Source organism: Nostoc sp., from assembly GCF_036917775.1.
Taxonomy (GTDB): domain Bacteria; phylum Cyanobacteriota; class Cyanobacteriia; order Cyanobacteriales; family Nostocaceae; genus Nostoc.
The window spans coordinates 18174-39380 of the sequence record NZ_JBALEQ010000140.1 but is presented as its reverse complement, the minus strand read 5'-3'; the positions used below and the strand labels follow the sequence as shown (position 1 = coordinate 39380).

Here is a 21207-nt window from a genome sequence, read left to right as displayed (position 1 = left end):
GTTGTATTAAAGAGTATGGGGCATTGGGCATTGGTTATTCTCCTTTAAAACTTATGCACAAAATATCCCCCAACCCTTTTAAAAGGGGTTAGGGGGATCTAAAAGTGCCTTAAGTCACAGCGAAACACTTATTCAAATGAACTCTTAAGCTTCTTGCTAACTTACAAGAAACCCATATTTTTTGAGTACAGTCTTGGCTTCACTGCCAGATAAAAATTGGATAAACTCTTTGGCTGCTGGAATATTTTTACTGCTTTTAATTACTGCCATTGGATAGACAATCGGTGAGTGAAACTTATCGTCAGCAGCAACTATGACTTTTACCTTGTTGGAAATTTTGGCATCAGTGGCATAAACTAAACCCGCTTCAGCGTTACCACTTTCTACTGCTGCCAAAACTTGACGCACGTTGTTAGCAAAGACTAATTTGGGCTTTACCTGATTATAAAGTTTCAATTTCTTTAAGACTTGCTCCCCATATTGACCGGCGGGTACACTTCTAGGTTCACCGATCGCAATTTTTTTAATCTTACTATCTGTTAAATTGTAGAAACTAGTGATGCCAACAACATCCTGAGCCACAATCAAGACTAGACGGTTATTTGCCAAGTTAGCACGGCTACCTGTTACCAAAAGTCCTTTTTGTTCTAGGGCATCCACTTGCTTTTTGCCAGCAGAAATAAAGATATCTGCTGGGGCACCTTGCTCAATCTGTTGTTGCAAGGCACCAGAAGCCCCAAAATTATAATTAATGTTGACATCTGATTTACTTTGTTGGTACAAAGGCTTAATTTCCTCTAGTGCCTCTTTTAAACTGGCGGCTGCGGAGACGAGGATAGTGCTGTTTGACTGTGCTATTACCGGAGAAGGATTAACTAACGGTAAACCAATTGCCAGGAGCAAACTAGCAACTGCTATACCCAGTAAGCCAAAAATTTGTCTTCTTTTCATAGAAAAGGCGTTTGAGAAATTTCTTCCATAAAATTGATGTTAGGTAAAATAATACCAAAGATACCAACTTATAACCAACTATATCGGTAATTACTTCTTCCCTAAGTGTTCCAGATGAAGTAATTCATAAGCCAGAATCTGGCGACTCAAACGCATCCGTAATTGCAAAACTGCATTCTGAGAAAGGCGAATCACGCCCCTCTAGGAGAAATTTTATATCTTAACAGTTAAAAACTTCTGGAAGATCACGGTAAGCTAGTTGAAATTACAACTGATTGTGCCAATAGATTGTCAAATTAGCTGCTCAGTCTTGTGGGGTGAAATTTGCGATGACTGTGAATCTGAAGTCTTTAGATAACCCGACTTATATAGCGGCCGATTCCAAAACCGCTTCCAACACTAAGAGAACCAGCTACGTTCCCTCGAACCATCGACGCATTCTTTGCATCTTTCCTAAATACAGCCGCTCCTTTGGTACTTTTCATTACGCCTATCCACTGATGGGTAATGTCCGGGCTTTTATGCCACCCCAAGGTATTTTAATTGTGGCTGCCTACCTACCTCAAAAATGGGAAGTACGGTTTATTGATGAGAATGTCAAATCAGCAACCAGGGCTGATTACCAATGGGCTGATGTGGTAATTGTGAGTGGAATGCACATCCAAAAACCACAGATTAATCAAATTAATGAACTTGCTCATCGAGCCGGGAAAATCACAGTGGTGGGTGGCCCTTCGGTATCTGGGTGTCCAGAATATTATCCTGAATTTGACATTTTACATTTGGGTGAGTTGGGAGATGCTAGCGATCGCATGATCGAGTATCTAGACCAAAACTTAGAACGTCCTCAAAGGCAAATCCGCTTTGAAACTAAGGAACGTTTACCTTTAACAGAGTTTCCAACTCCAGCTTATCATTTGCTGGATATCGATGATTATTTCTTAGCAAATGTGCAGTTTTCTAGCGGTTGTCCTTATCGCTGCGAGTTTTGTGATATTCCCGAACTCTATGGCAACAGTCCCCGGATGAAAACACCAGAGCAAGTGCTTGCCGAGCTAGATGCAATGCGACAATCTGGCAATATGGGGGCAGTATATTTTGTCGATGATAACTTTGTTGGCGATCGCCGCGCTGCCATGAAGTTACTTCCTCACCTGATTGATTGGCAAAAACGCAATGGCTACCCCATCCAGTTTGCCTGTGAAGCAACTCTCAACCTAGCTCAAAGTCCAAAACTGCTGGAGATGATGCGCGAAGCCTATTTCTGCACGATCTTTTGCGGTATCGAAACACCTGAGCCAGATGCTCTTCATGCTATTTCCAAAGATCAAAATCTGAGTATGCCAATCTTAAAAGCGATTCAGGTTTTAAATAGCTATGGCATGGAAGTAGTTTCAGGAATCATCATCGGTTTAGATACAGATACACCAGAAACAGCAGACCGAATTATTGAATTTATTCGGGCATCCCAAATTCCCATGTTGACAATTAATCTACTTCATGCTTTACCTAGAACTCCGTTATGGCGGAGGTTAGAAGCAGAAGGACGACTCGTATTTGATGAAAGTCGGGAATCAAATGTTGAGTTTTTGATGCCCTACGAGCAAGTTATCGAGATGTGGCGGCGCTGTATCACAACTGCTTATGAGCCAGAATTTTTATATGAGCGGTTTGCTTACAATATGGAACACACCTATCCAAATCGCATCGAAGTACCTAACAGTCCTGCTCGCACTTCTGGGGCTAATATTCGCAAAGGTTTAACTTATTTAACTAATATTTTGCTACGGATAGGTTTATTCAGTAACTATCGTCAGACTTTCTGGAAAATGGCCAAACCAGCGCTGAAAGCAGGTGATATTGAAAACTTGATTCACGTCGGACTTGTGGGACATCATTTGATTAAGTTCGCACAGGATTGTTCCCAAAACAAAGAATCAGCTTCGTTTTATTCGCAAAAAATCCTCACAAAAGTTCGTAGCTAGCTCTCAAAACAGGGAACATCACATTAGTTATTCCCAGTCATAGGCTGGAAATAAGATAACTCTCCACTTTCTTAGGACTTACGCAATAACTCTCTGAAACATCTCATTACTTTGTGTCCTTTGCACCTTCTCTAACGAGACGCTGCGCGTAGCTTGCTTCCCCGAAGGGGTATGCGGTTCGTTTTTCCATTATTTTGCGTAAGTCCTGTTTCCATCTCAGTCAATTACGAATTATTTTAACAGGGCATCAAAGTATTCAATCTCCCCAGTACAGCCATATCTTCTGCATCTAACTCCGTCGGAATGCCACTGCGAATCAATTCCGAAAAGTCTTCATTGGGAACCATCACAGTCAACGTATACAAGCGAGTAGAACCAGTATTTTTAATCAAATGAGTCCCAGTGGGAGGCACTAATAAACTATCTCCAGCCTTGATTGTGGCACTTTTGCCGTCACACATAGCGATCGCTTCCCCTTTGAGGACAAAAAACATTTCCACCGCCCACTGATGGCGATTTGGCGGTGTTTGTCCACCAACATCAAAAATTTCTATACAGCAAGTCAAGGAAGTATTAGCATTTGTCGAATCGAAGATAATTGCTAATCGATTAGAGTCATTGGGACTAATGCGATATACTTGGTAATCTTTGGGAGACTTGATAACCGGAATTACACAACGAGTAGCGTACATTTATTTATCCCCTCTAAAGTTATCGATGGGTATGAAAATTCCTAAAATCTTAGTCTTGAATCACAGAATTTTAAATTTTGGATTTTGGATTTTGGATTTAATAATTCAAAAATGTCCTAGAGTAAAGGCATTAAAACGTGGAACAACTCTAAAAGTCTAAAATTATTGATCGTTCGCGCAGCGTCCCGTAGGGAAGAATGAGCATTCATACATAGAATCAATCTAAAATCTAAAATTCAAAATCCAAAATTGATTCACTCCTCACTCTTTTGCAGCGCTGTTAAAATCTCGTGGGAGTCAGTGACAAAACCAAAGCATTGTTTAACATTGTACAACGTTGCTAGCCAACAATATTCAGGCGAAGTAGTAGCGCTACAATCTTTAACTAACACACAGTCATATCCTAAGAAATTGGCATCACATAAGGTAGTTAGCACGCATTGATCGGCATTAACACCAGCAAAAAATAATGTTGTGCTTCCCAGATTCCGTAAGATACTATCTAATGGGGTATCCCAAAACCCACTCATCCGATATTTGTCCACACGAATATCTTCGGGAAGATGTTCTAGTTCGTCTACTACTGCCGCAGCCCAACTACCCGCCATTAGTACTCTTGCACCATTACTTGGTAGTGGATCGCCTAATCCCACGCCTGCCCCTGTGGGGTTATAGACATGACGCGAACCAGCACTAATATTGAGCAAGTCGGGACGATTCCCCCAATTTATCCAAATGACTGGAACACCCACGTCACGAAGTTCTGGAAGTAGGTTATTCAAAGGTTTGATCGGCTGACGCGCTGGAGTTACATCCACGCCAATATGCGCTAACCAGCCATCAGGGTGACAGAAGTCGTTTTGCATATCAATGACGAGGATAGCGGCTTTTGCCAAGTCTAAACGCAGGGTTTTAGTTTCTGTTGATAAAATAACGGGTTGTGGGGGTTTTTGAGGACGAGTAATATCTGCGATCGCATCATTCACTGTCCACGCATTTGGTGAGACTCCCAATGTCCGAAAAGGCAAATTCATAAAATTGCAATACCCAACACCATTTTCTATCTTGTAACTTGAAATTCAGTTGAAAATACAATTACTTAATCAAGGTTAAATATGGTAAATTTCACTATTCAGAATGTTTTAATTGCCGCCAATGATGATTATGCGACAGTAGATGTACAGATTGTAGATGGGGCAATCGCAGCCATTGCCCCCAATCTACCAGTAATCGGCACTGTCATAGATGGCAAAAATAAGCTGCTGCTACCTGGTTTTTTCAACGCCCACACCCACTCATCAGAAATGTGGCAACGGGGAATCATGTCAGTTTTGCCTTTAGAATTATGGTTGGCGGAACTGTATGATTTTGCCCCCCTCGACACTGAACAGGTTTATCTCAGCGCCTTGGGTACTGCGGTAGAAACCTTACTTTCTGGGGGGACGAGTGTAGTAGATCACCTGGTCTTAATTCCTGGACTTGAGTTAGCAACGATCGCCACTGCAACCCGCGCTTACCGAGAAGTTGGGATTCGCGCCTTTATCGCCCCCTTAATTCAAGATGAATCCCTTAGTGCAGGGATTCCATCTGGAGAATCAGCAAGAACTCATGAACCTTATCATCGCTCAACTGCGGCAACATTGGAAATTATCGAAGAGGCGGTGAGACAGTTTCATCGCCCAGATGAAGGTGTAAATATTTTGGTCGCACCAACGGGAATACAATTGTGTACTGATGCTTTATTTACGGGATGTATCGAGTTAAGCGATCGCTATAATCTTTGTCGTCACTCCCATTTACTCGAAACTAGGGCACAGGAAAAGCTCGCCCAAGAAAAGTACGGTTGTACTGCCGTGGAACATTTGAAAAGAATCCGGTTTTTGAGCGATCGCACAACACTAGCTCATTGTGTTTGGTTGAATGATGCTGATATAAATATTCTCGCCGAAACCCAATCTACAGTTGTTCATAATCCCTTAAGTAATCTACGTTTAGGTAGTGGTATTGCCCCTATTTTAAAATATCGCCAAGCTGGAGTAAATGTAACTTTTGGTTGTGATGGTGCTTCAAGTAATGACTCCCAAGATTTGTTAGAAGCCATTAAAATTGGTTCTATCTTACATAACGTTACAGACTTAGACTATCAACACTGGATTACACCCCGACAAGCGGTAGAGATGGCATCTTTAGGAGGTGCGAAAGGATTGAATCTTGCAGATAAACTTGGTTCTATTACCGTTGGTAAACAAGCAGATTTAGTACTTTATGACCTCACCAATTTATCATTACTTCCCCGGACAGATCCTATTGGTTTATTAGTTTTAGGTCGTCCTAATAATGTTGTTGATAGTGTTTGGGTTAACGGCAAGCAAATTGTTGCTGATGGGAAAGTTACCAAAATTAACGTTGATGAATTGCGGCAAGAACTATTTAATCGCAGTCAATGGGAGACAAAGCGCAAGTCTGAAACCGTCGCGCAAATTGAAGCACATTATCGCACAGTTATGGGGTTGTGAAAGACAAATAAATACAGAACTGCGGCAAAAAATTTGTGCTTAAATATATAACCCCATGTGTTCCCACTGAGTCCAATATTCTTGTACATCAAGAGATTTATGTATGGAACCATTATCTTATTCTAGAAATCCATACAACTTGGTTGCAGACACCACAAGAGTGCGAAGAATTAAGATTGCTTGGGATGTATGTCAAAAAAATGATTTTTATCAAGTAAGTTGGGGCGACGATAAAGATGATATGACGCAAATTGATGACCCAACAGCACGTAGTTGGACTTATACCGGAGCCAGGGATCTTGTTAAGTACACCTTTAAAGTCCGTGGGTGCAATGCTCGTCCTACTCAAGATGCTGCTCAAGAACCAGATTGCACCCCTTGGACAGAACTACTTGTAACAACACCTGATTGGTAACTCTTGCTGGTTATTTCTAGAGATCACTTACACAAATCTATTTTGAGGATAATCGATATGAAATTGTTTCCACAATTAGCGATCGCTACTAGCCTTGTTCTGGGTTTGGCTACCTTAAGAGCCTGTCAAGAAACAACTTTTACAATTTATTATCTAGAAAGCTTACTGAGAAGGCATTTCTAGCTCAAAAGAGGCAAGGTTGTTACATGACAAGCTCTAAGCACTAAATCCGCATCAGCTGCAATTATTAACTATGCCTTTAACGTTGATAGTTCTACAACTAAAGGAAACGGTTTATTTAGCTTTGATGACGCAACTTTCAGTAATGATAATTTTCCAGTAGCACCACTTCAGTCGCTAACTTTTCAATTCGATAATGACCCCAATATTTATACTGCCAAGGATGATATTGAATATCCAGATTATCCCGTTGCATTTCCAACTGTATCCTTAGCCTATAACGCACCTATTGGATTGCTGTACAGCTTCCTTGACAAAGTTAATCCTTCTAAAAGTTACGAAATTTCTGGAACATCATTTTCCGTATCCTCCGAAACTCCTAATTCCGGTACAGTTTCTTATCGAAAAGTACCGGAGCCTAGTACTTTAGATAGCACACTTCTGGTTGGCAGTATTGGCTTATTCCTGAAAAGAAAGGTAAGATCAATTAAAAAGATTAAAGATTAACCTCAACTTCAGAGGGTGTAATGTCGTTGTGTCGCAACTGCATACACTCTCTTAAGAATTTTATAAAAACAAAATATCCATGAAAATTACTGACATTCATCATATAGCTATTATTTGTTCTGACTACAATCGCTCTAAAAGTTTTTATGTCGAAACATTAGGATTTTCGATTATTCAAGAGACTTTTCGCGCCGAAAGAAATTCTTATAAATTAGATTTAAAAGTTGGAGAAAATGGTCAAATAGAGTTATTCTCTTTTCCCAATCCGCCGCAACGATTTAGTAGTCCAGAAGCTTGTGGCTTGAGACATCTTGCTTTTAAAGTTGATAATATTGACGAAACTGTTTTTTACTTAAACTCCCAAGGTGTAGAAACAGAGAATATCAGAATTGACGAAATCACAGGTAAGAAATTTACTTTTTTTAAAGATCCAGATAATTTGCCATTAGAAATTTATGAAAATTAGAGGATATAAATTTTTTGTTTAAAAAATAATTGCAGATAAATAGCGAATGAGCGATCTGTTTGATAAAATTCTCAAATGTTTGACAATATCTGTAAATTTTTAGCTGAAAATTTCTCCAGCGACTTCGCCACTTGGTTATTAGGCGAACCTATTACTTTAACCGAACTAAGTCCAAAAGAATTATCTCTAGAACCTATTCGTGCTGATGCTTTAATTTTGCTACAGTCTGAGCAAAACATCTTGCATTTGGAATTTCAAACCCAAGTGGATGCAGAAATTCCTTTTCGGATGATTGACTATCGATTGCGAGTGTATCGCCGTTTTCCCCACAAATCAATGTATCAAGTCGTAATTTACCTCAAACAGACAAATTCGGATTTGGTGCAACAAAATACATTTACAATTGCTGGAACACGCCATGAATTTGCAGTTATCAGACTTTGGGAACAACCAACCGAAGTATTTTTGAGAACGCCTGGACTTTTACCTTTGGCAGTGTTGAGTAGTACAATTGAGCCAGAAGTTATACTAAATGAAGTGGCGCGTGAAATTAATGGTATTACAGAATCAAGAACTCAAAGTAATATTGCCGCTTCCACGGCTATTTTAGCTGGTTTAGTATTAGATAAAGAGGTTATTAGACGAGTTTTGAGGTCAGACATTATGCGAGAGTCAGTGATTTATCAAGATATTTTACAAGAAGGGAAAGCTGAAGGGAAAGCCGAAGGGAAAGCTGAAGCTTTACTTGAAGTGGCAAGCAATCTTTTTAATACTGGTATGCCATTAGAACAGATAGCAAGATTGACAGGATTATCAATTGAGCAGTTACAGTATTTGCAGGTAACTGAGTCTGATGATTCAAAATAAATAATCGGTGCAGTCAACCTGCACCGATTGCACAATTTATATTTAATTGCACCGGACATTTCCCTCACGCCAATGCTGATGCTTGGGGTTTGGCAAAAATCATTCTTCCTGCGGTGGTTTGCAAAGCACTGGTGACTACTACTCGCAGTTCACCACCCACATAATTGCTGCCTTCTTCAACGACTACCATTGTGCCATCATCTAGGTAGCCAATACCTTGACTGGGTTCTTTGCCTTCCTTGAGAATTTTTAAATCCAGGTTATCGCCAGGTAAATAACTGGGACGGACGGCATTTACTAAATCATTCACATTCAAAACAGGCACTTTCTGAACGCTGGCGACTTTAGACAAGTTGTAGTCGTTAGTTAGCAGTGTGCCACTAATTTCTTGGGCAAAACGTACTAACTTGGCATCGACTGTGGGGATATCATCGTAGTCAACTGCATTAATCAAAATGCGATCGGGATATTCTTCCTTAATGCGGTTGAGAATTTCTAGTCCTCTCCTTCCCCGCACGCGCTTTTGATCTTTGCTAGCATCCGCTACTTGTTGGAGTTCTTGCAAGACAAATTGCGGTACGAGAATTTGTCCTTCCAGAAACCCTGTTTCTAATAGCGCTTCTATGCGACCATCGATAATGCAACTGGTGTCTAAAACTTTGGTATTAGCTGGTTTTAGCGTTCCTTCCACAACCATTGATTCGACGGTGTTGGGATTAATGAACCGCAATAAACCTCGCCCGTGGGTGTCTGCCAAATTCATACCAGTGACGGAGAGGATAATACTACCGACAACTGCCACAAGCGGCTTAATAAATCCAAAATCTGCCGGGATGGGTAGTAAGAATAGTGGGGCTAACATCAGGTTAGCTAGCAACAAGCCAATTACTAAGCCAATGGCACGAGTTAAAATCACTTCCAGAGGCATTTCTTTGACTTGCGATTCTAGACGGCGATATGTCGTCTGGAAACTCAGCCCGATCGCACCACCAATAATAGCGGCAAAGACGGCAACAACTAAGCGTAAAGCTTCTAAATTCGTTACCTGATCGAGAGTGCCATTGGGTAGTAGTTCAATGCTGTAGAACCCTATTCCCGAAGCTGCCAGGATAAATGAGAAAATGATAATTGCGTCAAGCATGGTTATGTTGTTTTCCTGCAACTGTGTTCACCGAGAAACTTAAGTATTTTTTATTTCATCGGTAAGATAAACTGATCAATATTGACCCTTCGGCTCCGCTCAGGGTCAACAGTGAGCGAAGCCGAACTGTTGACTTAGACTAAGGGTTTAGGCTGACAATATCTGCAATTATTATAACTAAAGGCTTTTATCTTAATATTTTTCATTGTTTCTTTGTAAAACGACAAAAATTTGTAAATTAACTGCTCATTTTCATTGTCTCTAATTCGCAGTTAGCTTAACTTAAACCTTTTCTCAAAATGAGTCAAAAATTGAGTATTTCTGAAATTGCGAGTTCTGCTTATGTTCATATTCCCTTTTGCAGACGGCGATGCTTTTATTGTGATTTCCCGGTGTCTGTTGTGGGCGATCGCTTGCGGGGCGAAACATCTGGTACTATCTCCCAATATGTTGAGGTGCTATGTCAAGAAATTGCCATTACACCAGCCTTTGACCAACCCCTAAAGACAATTTTCTTCGGTGGTGGTACTCCTTCGCTGCTATCAACTGAACAGCTACAACGGATAGTAACAAAGCTAGAGAAGCAGTTTGGTATTGCATCTGGGGCAGAGATTTCTATGGAAATTGACCCAGCCACCTTTGATTTAGCCCATATAGCAGGCTATCGCAGTGCAGGTGTGAACCGGGTAAGTTTGGGTGTACAAGCCTTTCAATCAGAATTATTGCAAAGAGCGGGGCGATCGCACTCAGTTGAAGATATTTTCGCAGCTGTGGAGTTAATCCACCAAGTCGAGATTCCCGAATTTAGCTTAGACTTAATTTCTGGGTTGCCGCATCAGTCTTTGGATCAATGGCAGGATTCTCTAACTAAAGCGGTAGAACTTTTACCCACTCACATTTCTATCTATGATCTTACCATCGAACCAGGTACAGCCTTTGGTCGTTACTACAAACCAGGTGATACTCCTTTGCCTACGGATGAAGTCACAGTCAAAATGTACCAGATGGCGCAGCAAGTTTTGACTGGTGCAGGTTATGAGCATTATGAAATTTCTAATTATGCTCAACCTGGTCATCAGTGTCAGCATAATCGAGTTTATTGGGAAAACCGCCCTTACTACGGCTTTGGTATGGGTGCGGCGAGTTATGTTGACGGGAAACGCTTCACTCGTCCGCGTAAGACTAGGGAATATTACCAGTGGGTACAAGCTGGCGGTGTAATTGATTGTGATGTTACCCCCCCAAAGGAAGTATTGTTAGAAACGTTAATGTTGGGGTTGCGTTTGGCGGAGGGTTTGAGTTTGATGGCGTTGGTGGAGGCGTTTGGCGAAGAGAAGGTGGAGGAAATTTGCAGGTGTTTGCAAGGGTATTTTGATAAAAGTTGGGTGGAAGTTACAGGGGGAAGGTTGCGTTTGATTGATCCCCAAGGGTTTTTGTTTTCTAATGTGGTGTTGGCGGAGTTGTTTGAGAAGTTGGGGTGACGAACCGCAGAGGCAAGGCAGCGCGGTCTTGGGGGTTTCCCCCATGAGCGACTGCCGCGCAGAGTCCGCAGATAGAGGAGGTGAGGGGAGGTTTATGCAGAAAAATCAAGTTAGAAAAGCTGTGATTCCGGTAGCTGGTTTTGGGACTCGGTTGTTTCCAGCGACTAAGGTTGTGAAAAAAGAACTTTTCCCGATTATTGATCGAGATGGGAGGGCAAAACCTGTCATTCTCGCAATTATTGAAGAGGCCATTAGTGCTGGAATTACAGAAGTCGGGATTGTGGTACAGCCCGATGACAAAGAAATATTTGCAGATTTATTGAAGAATCCACCCAAAAAAGAACTTTTAGATAAACTTTCACCGCAAAATAAAGAATATAGCCGATATCTCGAAGATTTAGGTAGCAAAGTCACCATCCTATTGCAAGAGGAACAACTAGGCTATGGTCATGCGGTATTTTGTGCTAAAGATTGGATAAAAGATGAGCCATTTTTGTTAATGTTGGGCGACCACATTTATACATCTGATGTTGAAAAATCTTGTGCTAGTCAGCTTTTAGATGTTTATGAACAAGTTAATAAAAGCGTTGTTAGCTTAACTACAAAACCAGCAGAAATTCTTCATACAGCCGGGTGTGTAACAGGAGTTTGGCAAGAGTTAAACTCAATTCTAGAAATTACACAACTCTATGAAAAACCAACCATTGAATATGCACAACAACATCTACGTGTAAAGGGAATGTCAGAAAATGAGTTTTTATGTATATTTGGGTTGTATTTACTTACGCCGAAAATTTTTGACTTTCTAGCAGAACACATCAAGCAAAATTTTCAAGAACGAGGCGAATTTCAGTTAACATCCTGTCTGGAAAGATTGCGTAAGGAAGAGGGAATGACAGGATATATTGTTAAAGGTAACTGTTTTGATACAGGTTTACCAGATACTTATCGTCAGACAATGATTGATTTTAGAAATTTTTAGATTAATCTTAGTTTCAAAACAAAAAGATCCCCGACTTCTTCAAGAAGTCGGGGATCTGAGCGTCTCAGTAGCCTTTAATTACGAATTACGAATTATGAATTATTTTGCAACAGTTGCTCGCGGATTAGAAACCCTGGCGGCTCAGGAGTTAGAGCAACTGGGTGCCCATTCTGTGGAGCCAGGATTTTGTGGTGTAGCTTTTGAGGGCGATCGCACTCTGCTTTATCGCGTCAACCTTTGGGCTAGGCTACCGTTCCGAATCTTGGTGGATATCGATGAGTTTCCTTGCCAAAATGCCGATGATCTCTATCGTGGTATCCAGACTATCGATTGGGTAAACTATTTAACACCAGATATGACGCTGGCGGTGAATGTTACAGGCAAAAACGCTCACCTCAACCACAGTCACTTCACATCTCTCCAAGTCAAAAATGCGATCGTTGAGCAGCAGCAGGAAAAGCTCGGTGAGCGTTCAAATATAGAACTTCATGAACCAGATGTGCGGATTAATGTTCACATTGAGCGCGACTTTTGTACCGTTAAACTCGATAGTTCTGGAAATAGTCTACACCGCCGAGGCTATCGCCCTGCGGTTGGATCAGCGCCTCTCAAGGAATCTTTGGCTGCTGCTCTGATTCAACTTTCGGGCTGGCAACCCAACCAGATGTTCTACGATCCTCTCTGTGGATCTGGTACTTTACCTCTGGAAGCTAGCTTAAAGGCACTGAACATAGCACCAGGGCTGTTTCGTGAGTCCTTTGGATTTGAAAATTGGCTCGATTTTGATTTGCCCCTTTTAGAAAACCTGCTCCAAGAAGCTAAGGACAGTCAACTGGATACCCTTCCCGCACCTATTTGGGGAAGCGATCGCGATGAAAATATAATTGAGCAAGCGATTAACAATGCCCAAAACTGCGGCGTTGATAATCATGTATGGTTTTCTCAAATGGAGTTAGCTGATGTTGTCGCCCCCGCAGACAGTGGGATTTTATTCTGTAATCCACCTTATGGCGAACGGTTGGGGCGAGATATTGATTTAGGGGCATTTTACAAACTTTTGGGCGATGTGCTGAAACAACGCTTCAAAGGCTGGACTGCCTTTGTGCTAAGTGGCAACAAGGAACTGTCTCAATCTATTGGGCTGAAATCATCCAAGCGAATTGCGGTGTATAACGGAGCGTTGCCTTGTCAGTTAATGAAATATGAGTTGTATTAAGGGCAATTTGTAGTTTAGCTCGCTAAAGATTCGATAAATTATCACAAAGACGCGATAAATCGCCGTCTCTACAACAATCGGTCTTTTGTAGAGACGGCGATTCATCGCGTCTTACCTTAACCAAACAGTATTGTATTGGTCGCGGTTTGTGAGAACCATGACTATCTCAATAGATTTCTATGATTCGATGATATTTTTAATACTCTTTAACAAACTTAAATTTAGCCCAAAAAACCTTGAAACTATCTCTTAGTCTATCTTATGGGAGTTTGTATGACAAAATTAAAAAAAAGTGGCAGTATAATCGGTGACTGACAATCTGCACTTTAAAAGGCTTATTTTATGTCAGATCAATTCACCTTTACCGTTACCAATGATACCGAACAGACAATTACAGAGTTGTGGGTATCTGTCGATGATGAAGATTGGGCTTCATTTACCTTGAGTGATTCAGGGATTCCATCGGGTGAAACAGTAACAATTGCTTGGGCTGAATATACGAATGATTCGCCCTGTGAATGGTATATCTCTGCTGTCTTTGAAGATGAATCAGAAAGTGAGTCAGCCCTATTTAACTTCTGTGAAGAACCAGCTTTAACGTTCAGCTAAATTTCCCCTTGCGATCGCATCGAGTATGATTTCGTTCTCAGTCGAAGGCTGGGAATGCCTAATCTGAGGGCTGCTGCCTCAAAATTTGCGATCGCAATTCTTCAAAATACTTAAAGCCACCGCCTCCGCCACCTTAATACCATCGATACCAGCCGAAAGAATTCCCCCTGCGTACCCCGCACCTTCACCAGCCGGATAAAGACCGACTGTATTTAAACTCTGATAATCCTCTTTGCGTTTAATCCGAATTGGTGATGAGGTGCGGGTTTCCACGCCAGTCAACACCGCATCGTCCATTGCAAATCCTTTAATTTGTTTGTCAAAAGCGGGAAGGGCTTCACGGATGGCGGCGATCGCATAATCTGGTAAACTCTGACTCAAATCACCCAAGTGTACGCCAGGTGTATAAGACGGTTTAACCGTGCCCAATGCGATCGAGGGACGATGGTTGAGAAAGTCTCCCACCAACTGCCCTGGAGCTTCATAAGTTCCACCACCTAATTCAAAAGCTCGTTCTTCTAAACGTCGTTGAAAGTCAATTCCCGCCAAAGCATTTCCCGGATAATCTTCGGGGGTGATGCCCACAACGATCGCACTATTGGCATTGCGCTCATTGCGAGAATATTGGCTCATCCCATTGGTGACAAGTCGCCCCGGTTCTGATGCAGCTGCAACCACCAAGCCTCCTGGACACATACAAAAACTATAAACGGAACGACCATTTTGGCAGTGGTGAACCAGTTTATAATCGGCAGCACCTAAAAGCTTATGACCAGCTTGAAGCCCGAAACGACATTTATCGATGAGAGTTTGAGGATGTTCGACCCGAAAACCAATAGAAAAAGGTTTCGGTTCAATGTAAACCCCGCGATCAAATAGCATTTGGAAGGTATCACGGGCGCTATGCCCCACTGCCAGAACTACATAATCGCTGGCGATATATTCCCCACTGGCGAGGGTAACTCCCCGCACCTGTCCATTTTCGATGTTAATATCTTCCACCCGGCTTTGAAAGCGAATTTCGCCGCCAAGGGATTCGATTTTGGCACGCATACTTTGAACGATTCCCACCAGTTTAAAGGTGCCAATATGCGGTTTATTGATATAGAGAATTTCCGGTGAGGCTCCGGCGTTGACGAGTTCGGTTAGTACCTTGCGCCCATAATGCTGAGGATCTTTGACTTGACTGTAGAGTTTACCGTCAGAGAATGTACCCGCCCCACCTTCGCCAAACTGGACATTGGATTCTGGGTTGAAGTCTGATTTTTTCTTCCAAAAGTTAAAGGTATCAACGGTGCGATCGCGGACTTTTTTCCCACGTTCTAAAATGATCGGACGGAAACCCATTTGTGCCAGCATCAAACCCGCAAATAAGCCACAAGGCCCAGTACCAATGACAATGGGGCGAATCGTCAAATTGTTTGGTGCTTGTGCCACTGGGCGATAACTCATGTCTGGCGTGACCATCACATGAGGATCTTTTTTCAGGCGCTTGAGTAGATGAGTTTCCTGAGTTGTTTCTACATCCAGAATATAAACAAGGGTAATCTCTCCTTTCTTACGGGCATCGTAGCTACGCTTGAAGATGGAATAGCTGATCAAATCTTCGTCCGTGATTTGCAGCTTTTTGAGGATGGCAGACTTGATCTCATCTTCAGGATGATCAAGCGGCAGCTTTACTTCAGTTAGTCGTAACATAGCGAGGAGAAATACATACTGTCTATCAAAATATTAACAATAGAGGCAGGAAGCACGACGAATACTGCCTTCTGCCGAAACTAATGACTTTTTACGTCATAGAAAAACCCACGAAAAACCTAACCCCCTCCCGACGCAGTTGCAACGAGTAATAATATCGCACGAGTATGCGGCTTGCAATCAATACCTGTTAACGTGTAGTTCCAGTGTATTGAACAACTTAGGCAAGTCCTTTTGAGAAACCTGACGTGTACCTGTCTCGACTGCATCAACCCAGGAAACGCTTTTCTCCATCGTTGTAGCGAAAAATGCTCTAGACCAGCCTTTTGCTTTTCTCGCTTCTCTAATGAGATTACCTGATAGAGGCTGGATATTGTTGGCACTTAGCTGATTCGAGTCCAGGGTCAAGCGTTCCTGTACTTCTGCTGGTAAATGAAAACGCCACCTAGAATTGAGTATTTGATTCCAGTAACCTATAGGTCTTTTAGCAGTTTTGATGAAATAGATGCAGAATTTTACTATATATTTTTTTTGCTAACTGTTTCATTTTTCTACCAATCTGCTGCTTACGTAGGTAATTTACAATGATGAAATAAAGCCTAAGTTTCTTCTAATTGACCTTGCTAGAATATAACTCTCAGCCGCTTTTCGTCGCTTTAAACAATCACCAACAATGCAAGAGATTTTCCAGCCGATGATACGAATATACTAAAAATTAGTCAAGTAAAAAATTGATTTTTACTTGACCATAATTATCAGTGATCAGTAGAAACTTTCACTGATTGTAATTACGAATTGCAGCTTTGCTGCTTGAGTTTATTAGCAGTACTGTTGATCAGCCGGATCGCCTAGGGGTCTTGGCTAGCTTAAAGTCTGTGATTCTTCTTTGCCTAGAATTTGTTTTTAAGCAAGCGAGTTTCTACTGCTAATTCTTGCCGAGTGGAATCTTTGAGCAAATAGCGGGAAGTAAACCAAATTGTGTAACCAAGTCCAATTAATTGGAGAAATGGAGAAACTAGGGGAATATCATTTATGGCGTTGAGTACCGCCAGAAAAATCCTTAGTGCCGTAACTGTTATCACAAGCAACGCAAAGCTGATAATTAGCAATTTGTATTCTTGGTAAAAACTACCTATGTACTCAGGTATTTTTGCCAAATATATAGAAATCTGTCTACCAATTTTTTGCCATTGTTCTTCATTTTCTGAGGCGGGTGGCAACATTGCCAGGTTTCCAGACTCTGAACCTTTAAGTGCTTCTATCTTTTTTGGGGAGGCAGTATCTACATACTGATCTTGCTGTAATTCGGTATCCATAATTATCTCCTGATTTTCTGCAATGAGAGCAGTTTTAAAGTTTACACCTTGTTATTATCGATTTTTGCAACGGTTGCTTTATAACTAGATTTCTTACTCCTTAGCAGCACAGCTAAATATTTATTTGCAAATTTATTAGTACTTTAATAATATTTAGGCATTTTTAAATTTCCTTCTCATCAATCTTTTGGCATAGATTTTGTCTTCGAGAAGATTGATGGATCAAGTATTACAACTTAAGCAAATAAATCTTTAATAAGGGACTTCTAAGAAATAAATTATCCAGATAAACGTAGACGCTTCTCTACGAGACGCTACGCGAACGGCTTGCCGCAGGCTACCACAGAGACACGGAGAACACAGAGAGAGGAGAAATAGAGAGGGTTTTTTCGTCAGTTTTGGGACATTTTTTTATTCCAATCTCCTGGCTAATTCATACAAGGCTAACACCTGCTTCTAACATTTTTATTGTCCCAAGTTCAGCATTTATTTCTACTTCTACACCGATTGGTAAAGTAAATTTATCCTTAATATGACCAATCATTGAACCGTACCAAGCAGGAATACCTAAAGGAAGTATGTGTTGTTGCAATACTTGCATTAATGTAAATGACGGTTCATCTCCAAGACTACATTTAGTGCATTGCCCAAAGATAAAGCCAGCAATTTGATTAAGTATCCCAGCAGTTTTTAATTGCGTCAGCATCCTGTCTATACGATAAACATCCTCGCCAACTTCTTCCACAAATAGGATGCTTTTGTTCCAAGAAGGTAGGTAAGGTGAACCTACCATCGCTGATAAGACTGATAAGTTTCCACCCATAAGTTTACCTCTCGCCTTTCCTGGTGCTATTATTTCCATCCGCACTTCGCTAGGGTTGAGATTTTGCATAGTCACTGCTTCAGCCTTAAATAGGATGCGTTTGAAGTAATCGACTGTAAACTGATTCCAGGTAGACGTAGCAACTGGCCCATGAAAAGTAATCATTTGACTACGGGCATTAATTGCTAACAATAGCGTTGTAATATCGCTGTAACCAATGATAATTTTCGGATGTAAGCGGATTAGTGAGTAGTTGAGTAGGGGTAAAATGCGATTACAACCCCAACCACCACGCATAGGGATAATTGCTTTGATGGTGCGATCGCTAAACATCAAGTTTACATCCTGGGCGCGATCGCTGTCTTTACCCGCTAAATAGCCGTAACGGTCTAAGATATGCTTCCCCAGCTTGACTTTTAACCCTAACTGTGAAAATGATTGCTGTGCTGCTTCGATATCTTTAGCGTCAACAATACCCGCAGGGGCGATTAATCCTACAGTATCACCCGCTTCTAGGCGTGACGGCTTGCGGATGATGTTTGGAGATGACTTACCTTCAGCAGTAAATGCTGGTATTTGGGTGGCTAAGGTAGCTAGTCCACAGGTTGTAATAAATTCCCGACGTTTAATATTCATAACCATTTAATTGGGGATTAGGATTTTAAAAAGTTAGATCCCCGACAACTTTTACGAAGTCGGGGATCTGGATACCGCGAATTTTCACAAATTAAATAGGATTGCGATATATAAAACTAAACCTTTTCTACCATATCTGAAACCACAAATCCATTATTAGCGAACTTCTCATCAGTATCAAAATACTCACCCATGACAGGCAAGAAGTGGTCATATAGTTTCATTGACTGTAAACAACTATTGATACTAGAAGCTGCTGAATTGTATGCTGCAATATTTTCCTCAACAACACTCAATAATCGGCGATTATTAGCGATTTTCTCTTCAGCTTCTTGTTGCAGTGTTTTCTCTAAATAAGCACGCGCCTGTGGATATTGCTGCAAAATCTCATCTGCTTGGTGATCTGCCATTGGTAACAACTGAGTTTTGAGCGTTTGGTTAATAGTTTGACGGAAAGATTTACGAATAGTTTGTGAAACTTTTGGCTCAAAATCTAACTTCAATAATTGCCTAATTGCTGGTTCTGCTTCTACAATACTTTCAGCGTCGTAGCTTTGAGAAGTTTGTAATAAAGTTTGGCGAAATTGATATATAGAAAAAGTGCCTTCATCATAAAATCTCGGACTTTCTCGCACGAAGCGATCGCACTCTACACTAGCTGCACTCACTAATGCTTGAGTAACTGCTTTTTCTAAATTTCTGATCTCTTGTTCAATGCCGCCATCATTATCTAATAAACGATACAACTGGCGATAATATTCTGACTTGCGAATTTTTTCAATCAATCGCTGAAAATAATTCGTAACAACTTGTTGAGATGACTCAATCAAAATATCTTCTAACTGATTTGCTAAGTAATAAAATGCCTCTACTAAAATAGCAATTAAAGGTGCGGTAGCGTTGCGAGGATGGCTAATTGTTGCACGTTGATAAGCAGAAGCTACAGAAAAAGTATCTAGCAATTCATCTAAACGGCGAATCATTCGTGATTGCAACTGTCTAAAATCTGCTTCAAAAGCATCACAAGAATTATTAATTATTTGGTTAACTTCTTTTGTGATATGCTCACTAAATTCTCTGCCGATTTGTTGGAGTTGCTGATTTAGGCGTTGCAACTCTTGCTGCTTCATACTCTCAATCTCTTGGGGTTGACTATCTAAATTACGTTGTACACTCTGATAATGTTTTGTCAATTTAATACAAACATCTTCCAAATCATCAGCAAGATTCTTAAATAGTTGGGGACGCTTCTCTTCTGTAAGATAGCGAGTAATAGCTGTGCGAAATTCTTCAGTACCACTATCTTGAATTAGCTTTTCTATCAGTTCATTTCCCCAATCTCCCAAAATCCGCACATAATTTTGATTTGGGGTTTCATAGCCGTTAACAGAGACGCGGAATTTAGTGGTAGATAACTTTCCTGAATTTACGCAGTAGTTGTTAAAAGCATAGACAAATTGTGGTGTTTCTTCTTTACCATCTAAACCTTTAATGCTTTCTGCAAAAACAGAATCTAAACCAAATCTATTTTGTTGATTTGTCTGTTTAATCTGACTCCCATAAAACCCTAATAATCCACTGGTTTTATAAACCTTCCTATAATTGGTAAATTGCCCATTAATTAAATCGTCTAATCGTTGCCGTAGCTGAGTATTATACCAAGTTTCATCGATACGATTGAAGACATAAAAAACGCGATCGCGTACTCCCCCATTTTGCCGCATTAATTCCAAAAGTTCTGTTTCTTCTTTTGTCATATCACCCGCCGAAGCAGGTTTTAGCACACACACCACCGCCGAAGTATCAGGATGTTGAATTTTGGTATAGGTTAGTTGTGCATCTTTCTCTACTGGTGCATCTATGCCAGGGGTATCAATAATTACGTTGCCGTCTTGTAGCAGAGGATGATTACAGTAATATTCTATTCGCTTCAATACTGCACTATTACTACCACGACGGGCATATCCAGCCGCTTCCTTGAGATTGGAAAAGTTAAATTGCTCCATTGAATATGTAGCATTCATCACCGTGTTGATGCGATCGCGGTTTGCTATATATCCCTCTAGCAACAACATTAATGCCTTCGCTTGTTTCGCACGTTCTGATTGACTCTCACCACCCTCCTGCTGAATAATTGCTTCAGAACCTTGACGTAGCAAAGTAATTACATCAGCTTGGTTAATATTAGTTACTGTTGTAAATCCTAGTTGCTGAGACAAAGAAACTGCTTGTTCCCGAATTTCTACTTCACTTAAAAACGTTAAAACAACACGTTCTTTATCTACTTCTGCATACTCAATTTTGCATTCTGTACCTGTAGCGTGTCCCTCTGCACTGTAAAGTAGTTCTCTCTCCAATAGGGCATTAATTAGCATGGATTTACCAGCACTAAATGCACCTGCAAACACAATCTCAAACTTGGGAGAAATCGCTTTAGTTAAGGAAGTTTGTACAGGTGTAATATCTTGGGAATGTAGCGTTGGTTCTTGTTGTAAAAGTTGTAATATCGACTCAACTTGCTCTTTCAAATTTTTGCACTGAAGCGGTAAATCTGACATATCCAGCATCCTGACAATATTTATGTATATGTTAGTTACATTTATTGTCTTGATGGTTCAGTAGTATTTCTGAGATATTTAATGCAATTTAGTTACCGAGTATCACATAACCTACAAAGATGATGTCCAATACTTTTCGGATAAACCCAATAATCTCTCTTTTGGTCT

Annotated in this window: 20 protein-coding genes; 11 read left to right on the top strand and 9 right to left on the bottom strand. The window is 40.8% G+C overall.

What is annotated here, in order from left to right:
- Positions 1-156 precede the first annotated feature (156 nt).
- Positions 157-951 carry a molybdate ABC transporter substrate-binding protein gene (modA, locus tag V7K69_RS28185; RefSeq protein ID WP_335040612.1) on the bottom strand — a complete coding sequence of 265 codons (795 nt, stop codon included), beginning with the start codon at positions 949-951 and terminating at the stop codon, positions 157-159.
- A 329-nt stretch (positions 952-1280) separates the two neighbouring features.
- Here modA and V7K69_RS28180 point away from each other — a divergent pair, with 329 nt between their 5' ends.
- Entirely contained in the window at positions 1281-2936 is a 1656-nt protein-coding gene (locus V7K69_RS28180) for a B12-binding domain-containing radical SAM protein (RefSeq protein ID WP_335040609.1), read from the top strand.
- 236 nt (positions 2937-3172) lie between these two features.
- Here the strand turns inward: V7K69_RS28180 and V7K69_RS28175 are convergent, their stop codons facing one another.
- Positions 3173-3628 carry a cupin domain-containing protein gene (locus V7K69_RS28175; protein WP_163928798.1) on the bottom strand — a complete coding sequence of 152 codons (456 nt, stop codon included), beginning with the start codon at positions 3626-3628 and terminating at the stop codon, positions 3173-3175.
- 254 nt (positions 3629-3882) lie between these two features.
- Positions 3883-4662: a cysteine hydrolase family protein gene (locus tag V7K69_RS28170; RefSeq protein ID WP_335040606.1), complete on the bottom strand. Its 780-nt coding sequence runs from the start codon at positions 4660-4662 to the stop codon at positions 3883-3885.
- Between the two features lie 81 nt (positions 4663-4743).
- Between V7K69_RS28170 and V7K69_RS28165 the strand changes: the two genes are divergently transcribed.
- From V7K69_RS28165 to V7K69_RS28140, 6 genes are all read left to right on the top strand, one after another.
- Entirely contained in the window at positions 4744-6144 is a 1401-nt protein-coding gene (locus V7K69_RS28165) for an amidohydrolase (protein WP_335040603.1), read from the top strand.
- A 103-nt stretch (positions 6145-6247) separates the two neighbouring features.
- Entirely contained in the window at positions 6248-6559 is a 312-nt protein-coding gene (locus V7K69_RS28160) for a hypothetical protein (RefSeq protein ID WP_335040600.1), read from the top strand.
- Between the two features lie 57 nt (positions 6560-6616).
- Positions 6617-6742 carry a hypothetical protein gene (locus V7K69_RS28155; protein ID WP_335040598.1) on the top strand — a complete coding sequence of 42 codons (126 nt, stop codon included), beginning with the start codon at positions 6617-6619 and terminating at the stop codon, positions 6740-6742.
- 291 nt (positions 6743-7033) lie between these two features.
- Positions 7034-7246, top strand: coding sequence for a PEP-CTERM sorting domain-containing protein (locus V7K69_RS28150; protein WP_335040596.1), 213 nt, complete (start codon positions 7034-7036; stop codon positions 7244-7246).
- A gap of 79 nt (positions 7247-7325) precedes the next feature.
- Positions 7326-7712: an SMU1112c/YaeR family gloxylase I-like metalloprotein gene (gene gloA2, locus V7K69_RS28145; RefSeq protein ID WP_335040594.1), complete on the top strand. Its 387-nt coding sequence runs from the start codon at positions 7326-7328 to the stop codon at positions 7710-7712.
- Between the two features lie 75 nt (positions 7713-7787).
- A complete protein-coding gene (locus V7K69_RS28140; RefSeq protein WP_335040592.1) occupies positions 7788-8579 on the top strand; it encodes an Rpn family recombination-promoting nuclease/putative transposase in 792 nt (263 codons plus the stop codon).
- Between the two features lie 64 nt (positions 8580-8643).
- On the opposite strand, the gene V7K69_RS28135 is transcribed toward V7K69_RS28140, so the two are convergent.
- Positions 8644-9720 (bottom strand): PIN/TRAM domain-containing protein, encoded by a 1077-nt coding sequence (locus V7K69_RS28135; RefSeq protein ID WP_335040589.1) that lies wholly within the window; start codon positions 9718-9720, stop codon positions 8644-8646.
- Between the two features lie 299 nt (positions 9721-10019).
- Between V7K69_RS28135 and hemW the strand changes: the two genes are divergently transcribed.
- The 4 genes from hemW (at position 10020) to V7K69_RS28115 (ending at position 14008) form a co-directional block, all read left to right on the top strand.
- Positions 10020-11201: a radical SAM family heme chaperone HemW gene (hemW, locus tag V7K69_RS28130; RefSeq protein ID WP_335040587.1), complete on the top strand. Its 1182-nt coding sequence runs from the start codon at positions 10020-10022 to the stop codon at positions 11199-11201.
- A 94-nt stretch (positions 11202-11295) separates the two neighbouring features.
- The gene (locus V7K69_RS28125; protein ID WP_335040690.1) at positions 11296-12183 is read left to right on the top strand and encodes a UTP--glucose-1-phosphate uridylyltransferase; all 888 of its coding nucleotides are present in this window, start codon (positions 11296-11298) and stop codon (positions 12181-12183) included.
- Between the two features lie 94 nt (positions 12184-12277).
- The gene (locus V7K69_RS28120) at positions 12278-13399 is read left to right on the top strand and encodes a THUMP domain-containing class I SAM-dependent RNA methyltransferase (RefSeq protein WP_335040585.1); all 1122 of its coding nucleotides are present in this window, start codon (positions 12278-12280) and stop codon (positions 13397-13399) included.
- A gap of 342 nt (positions 13400-13741) precedes the next feature.
- A complete protein-coding gene (locus tag V7K69_RS28115) occupies positions 13742-14008 on the top strand; it encodes a hypothetical protein (protein WP_335040583.1) in 267 nt (88 codons plus the stop codon).
- A 78-nt stretch (positions 14009-14086) separates the two neighbouring features.
- On the opposite strand, the gene V7K69_RS28110 is transcribed toward V7K69_RS28115, so the two are convergent.
- From V7K69_RS28110 to V7K69_RS28090, 5 genes are all read right to left on the bottom strand, one after another.
- Entirely contained in the window at positions 14087-15706 is a 1620-nt protein-coding gene (locus V7K69_RS28110) for an NAD(P)/FAD-dependent oxidoreductase (RefSeq protein WP_335040581.1), read from the bottom strand.
- 180 nt (positions 15707-15886) lie between these two features.
- Positions 15887-16114 (bottom strand): helix-turn-helix domain-containing protein, encoded by a 228-nt coding sequence (locus V7K69_RS28105; protein WP_335040579.1) that lies wholly within the window; start codon positions 16112-16114, stop codon positions 15887-15889.
- A 482-nt stretch (positions 16115-16596) separates the two neighbouring features.
- Positions 16597-17022: a CAAD domain-containing protein gene (locus V7K69_RS28100; protein WP_335040577.1), complete on the bottom strand. Its 426-nt coding sequence runs from the start codon at positions 17020-17022 to the stop codon at positions 16597-16599.
- Positions 17023-17455: 433 nt separating this feature from the next.
- Positions 17456-18481 carry a S66 peptidase family protein gene (locus tag V7K69_RS28095; protein ID WP_335040575.1) on the bottom strand — a complete coding sequence of 342 codons (1026 nt, stop codon included), beginning with the start codon at positions 18479-18481 and terminating at the stop codon, positions 17456-17458.
- A 116-nt stretch (positions 18482-18597) separates the two neighbouring features.
- Positions 18598-21039 (bottom strand): dynamin-like GTPase family protein, encoded by a 2442-nt coding sequence (locus tag V7K69_RS28090; RefSeq protein WP_335040573.1) that lies wholly within the window; start codon positions 21037-21039, stop codon positions 18598-18600.
- Positions 21040-21207 lie beyond the last annotated feature (168 nt).

Bases quoted from the DNA above. Each gene is read 5' to 3' on its own strand.
- V7K69_RS28100 (WP_335040577.1), bottom strand. From the start codon at position 17,022: ATGGATACCGAATTACAGCAAGATCAGTATGTAGATACTGCCTCCCCA.
- V7K69_RS28170 (WP_335040606.1), bottom strand. From the start codon at position 4,662: ATGAATTTGCCTTTTCGGACATTGGGAGTCTCACCAAATGCGTGGACA.
- V7K69_RS28175 (WP_163928798.1), bottom strand. From the start codon at position 3,628: ATGTACGCTACTCGTTGTGTAATTCCGGTTATCAAGTCTCCCAAAGAT.
- V7K69_RS28120 (WP_335040585.1), top strand. From the start codon at position 12,278: ATGAATTATTTTGCAACAGTTGCTCGCGGATTAGAAACCCTGGCGGCT.
- V7K69_RS28110 (WP_335040581.1), bottom strand. From the start codon at position 15,706: ATGTTACGACTAACTGAAGTAAAGCTGCCGCTTGATCATCCTGAAGAT.
- V7K69_RS28155 (WP_335040598.1), top strand. From the start codon at position 6,617: ATGAAATTGTTTCCACAATTAGCGATCGCTACTAGCCTTGTTCTGGGT.
- modA (WP_335040612.1), bottom strand. From the start codon at position 951: ATGAAAAGAAGACAAATTTTTGGCTTACTGGGTATAGCAGTTGCTAGT.
- V7K69_RS28160 (WP_335040600.1), top strand. From the start codon at position 6,248: ATGGAACCATTATCTTATTCTAGAAATCCATACAACTTGGTTGCAGAC.
- V7K69_RS28180 (WP_335040609.1), top strand. From the start codon at position 1,281: ATGACTGTGAATCTGAAGTCTTTAGATAACCCGACTTATATAGCGGCC.
- V7K69_RS28090 (WP_335040573.1), bottom strand. From the start codon at position 21,039: ATGTCAGATTTACCGCTTCAGTGCAAAAATTTGAAAGAGCAAGTTGAG.
- V7K69_RS28135 (WP_335040589.1), bottom strand. From the start codon at position 9,720: ATGCTTGACGCAATTATCATTTTCTCATTTATCCTGGCAGCTTCGGGA.
- V7K69_RS28095 (WP_335040575.1), bottom strand. From the start codon at position 18,481: ATGAATATTAAACGTCGGGAATTTATTACAACCTGTGGACTAGCTACC.
- V7K69_RS28115 (WP_335040583.1), top strand. From the start codon at position 13,742: ATGTCAGATCAATTCACCTTTACCGTTACCAATGATACCGAACAGACA.
- gloA2 (WP_335040594.1), top strand. From the start codon at position 7,326: ATGAAAATTACTGACATTCATCATATAGCTATTATTTGTTCTGACTAC.
- V7K69_RS28140 (WP_335040592.1), top strand. From the start codon at position 7,788: ATGTTTGACAATATCTGTAAATTTTTAGCTGAAAATTTCTCCAGCGAC.
- hemW (WP_335040587.1), top strand. From the start codon at position 10,020: ATGAGTCAAAAATTGAGTATTTCTGAAATTGCGAGTTCTGCTTATGTT.
- V7K69_RS28165 (WP_335040603.1), top strand. From the start codon at position 4,744: ATGGTAAATTTCACTATTCAGAATGTTTTAATTGCCGCCAATGATGAT.
- V7K69_RS28125 (WP_335040690.1), top strand. From the start codon at position 11,296: ATGCAGAAAAATCAAGTTAGAAAAGCTGTGATTCCGGTAGCTGGTTTT.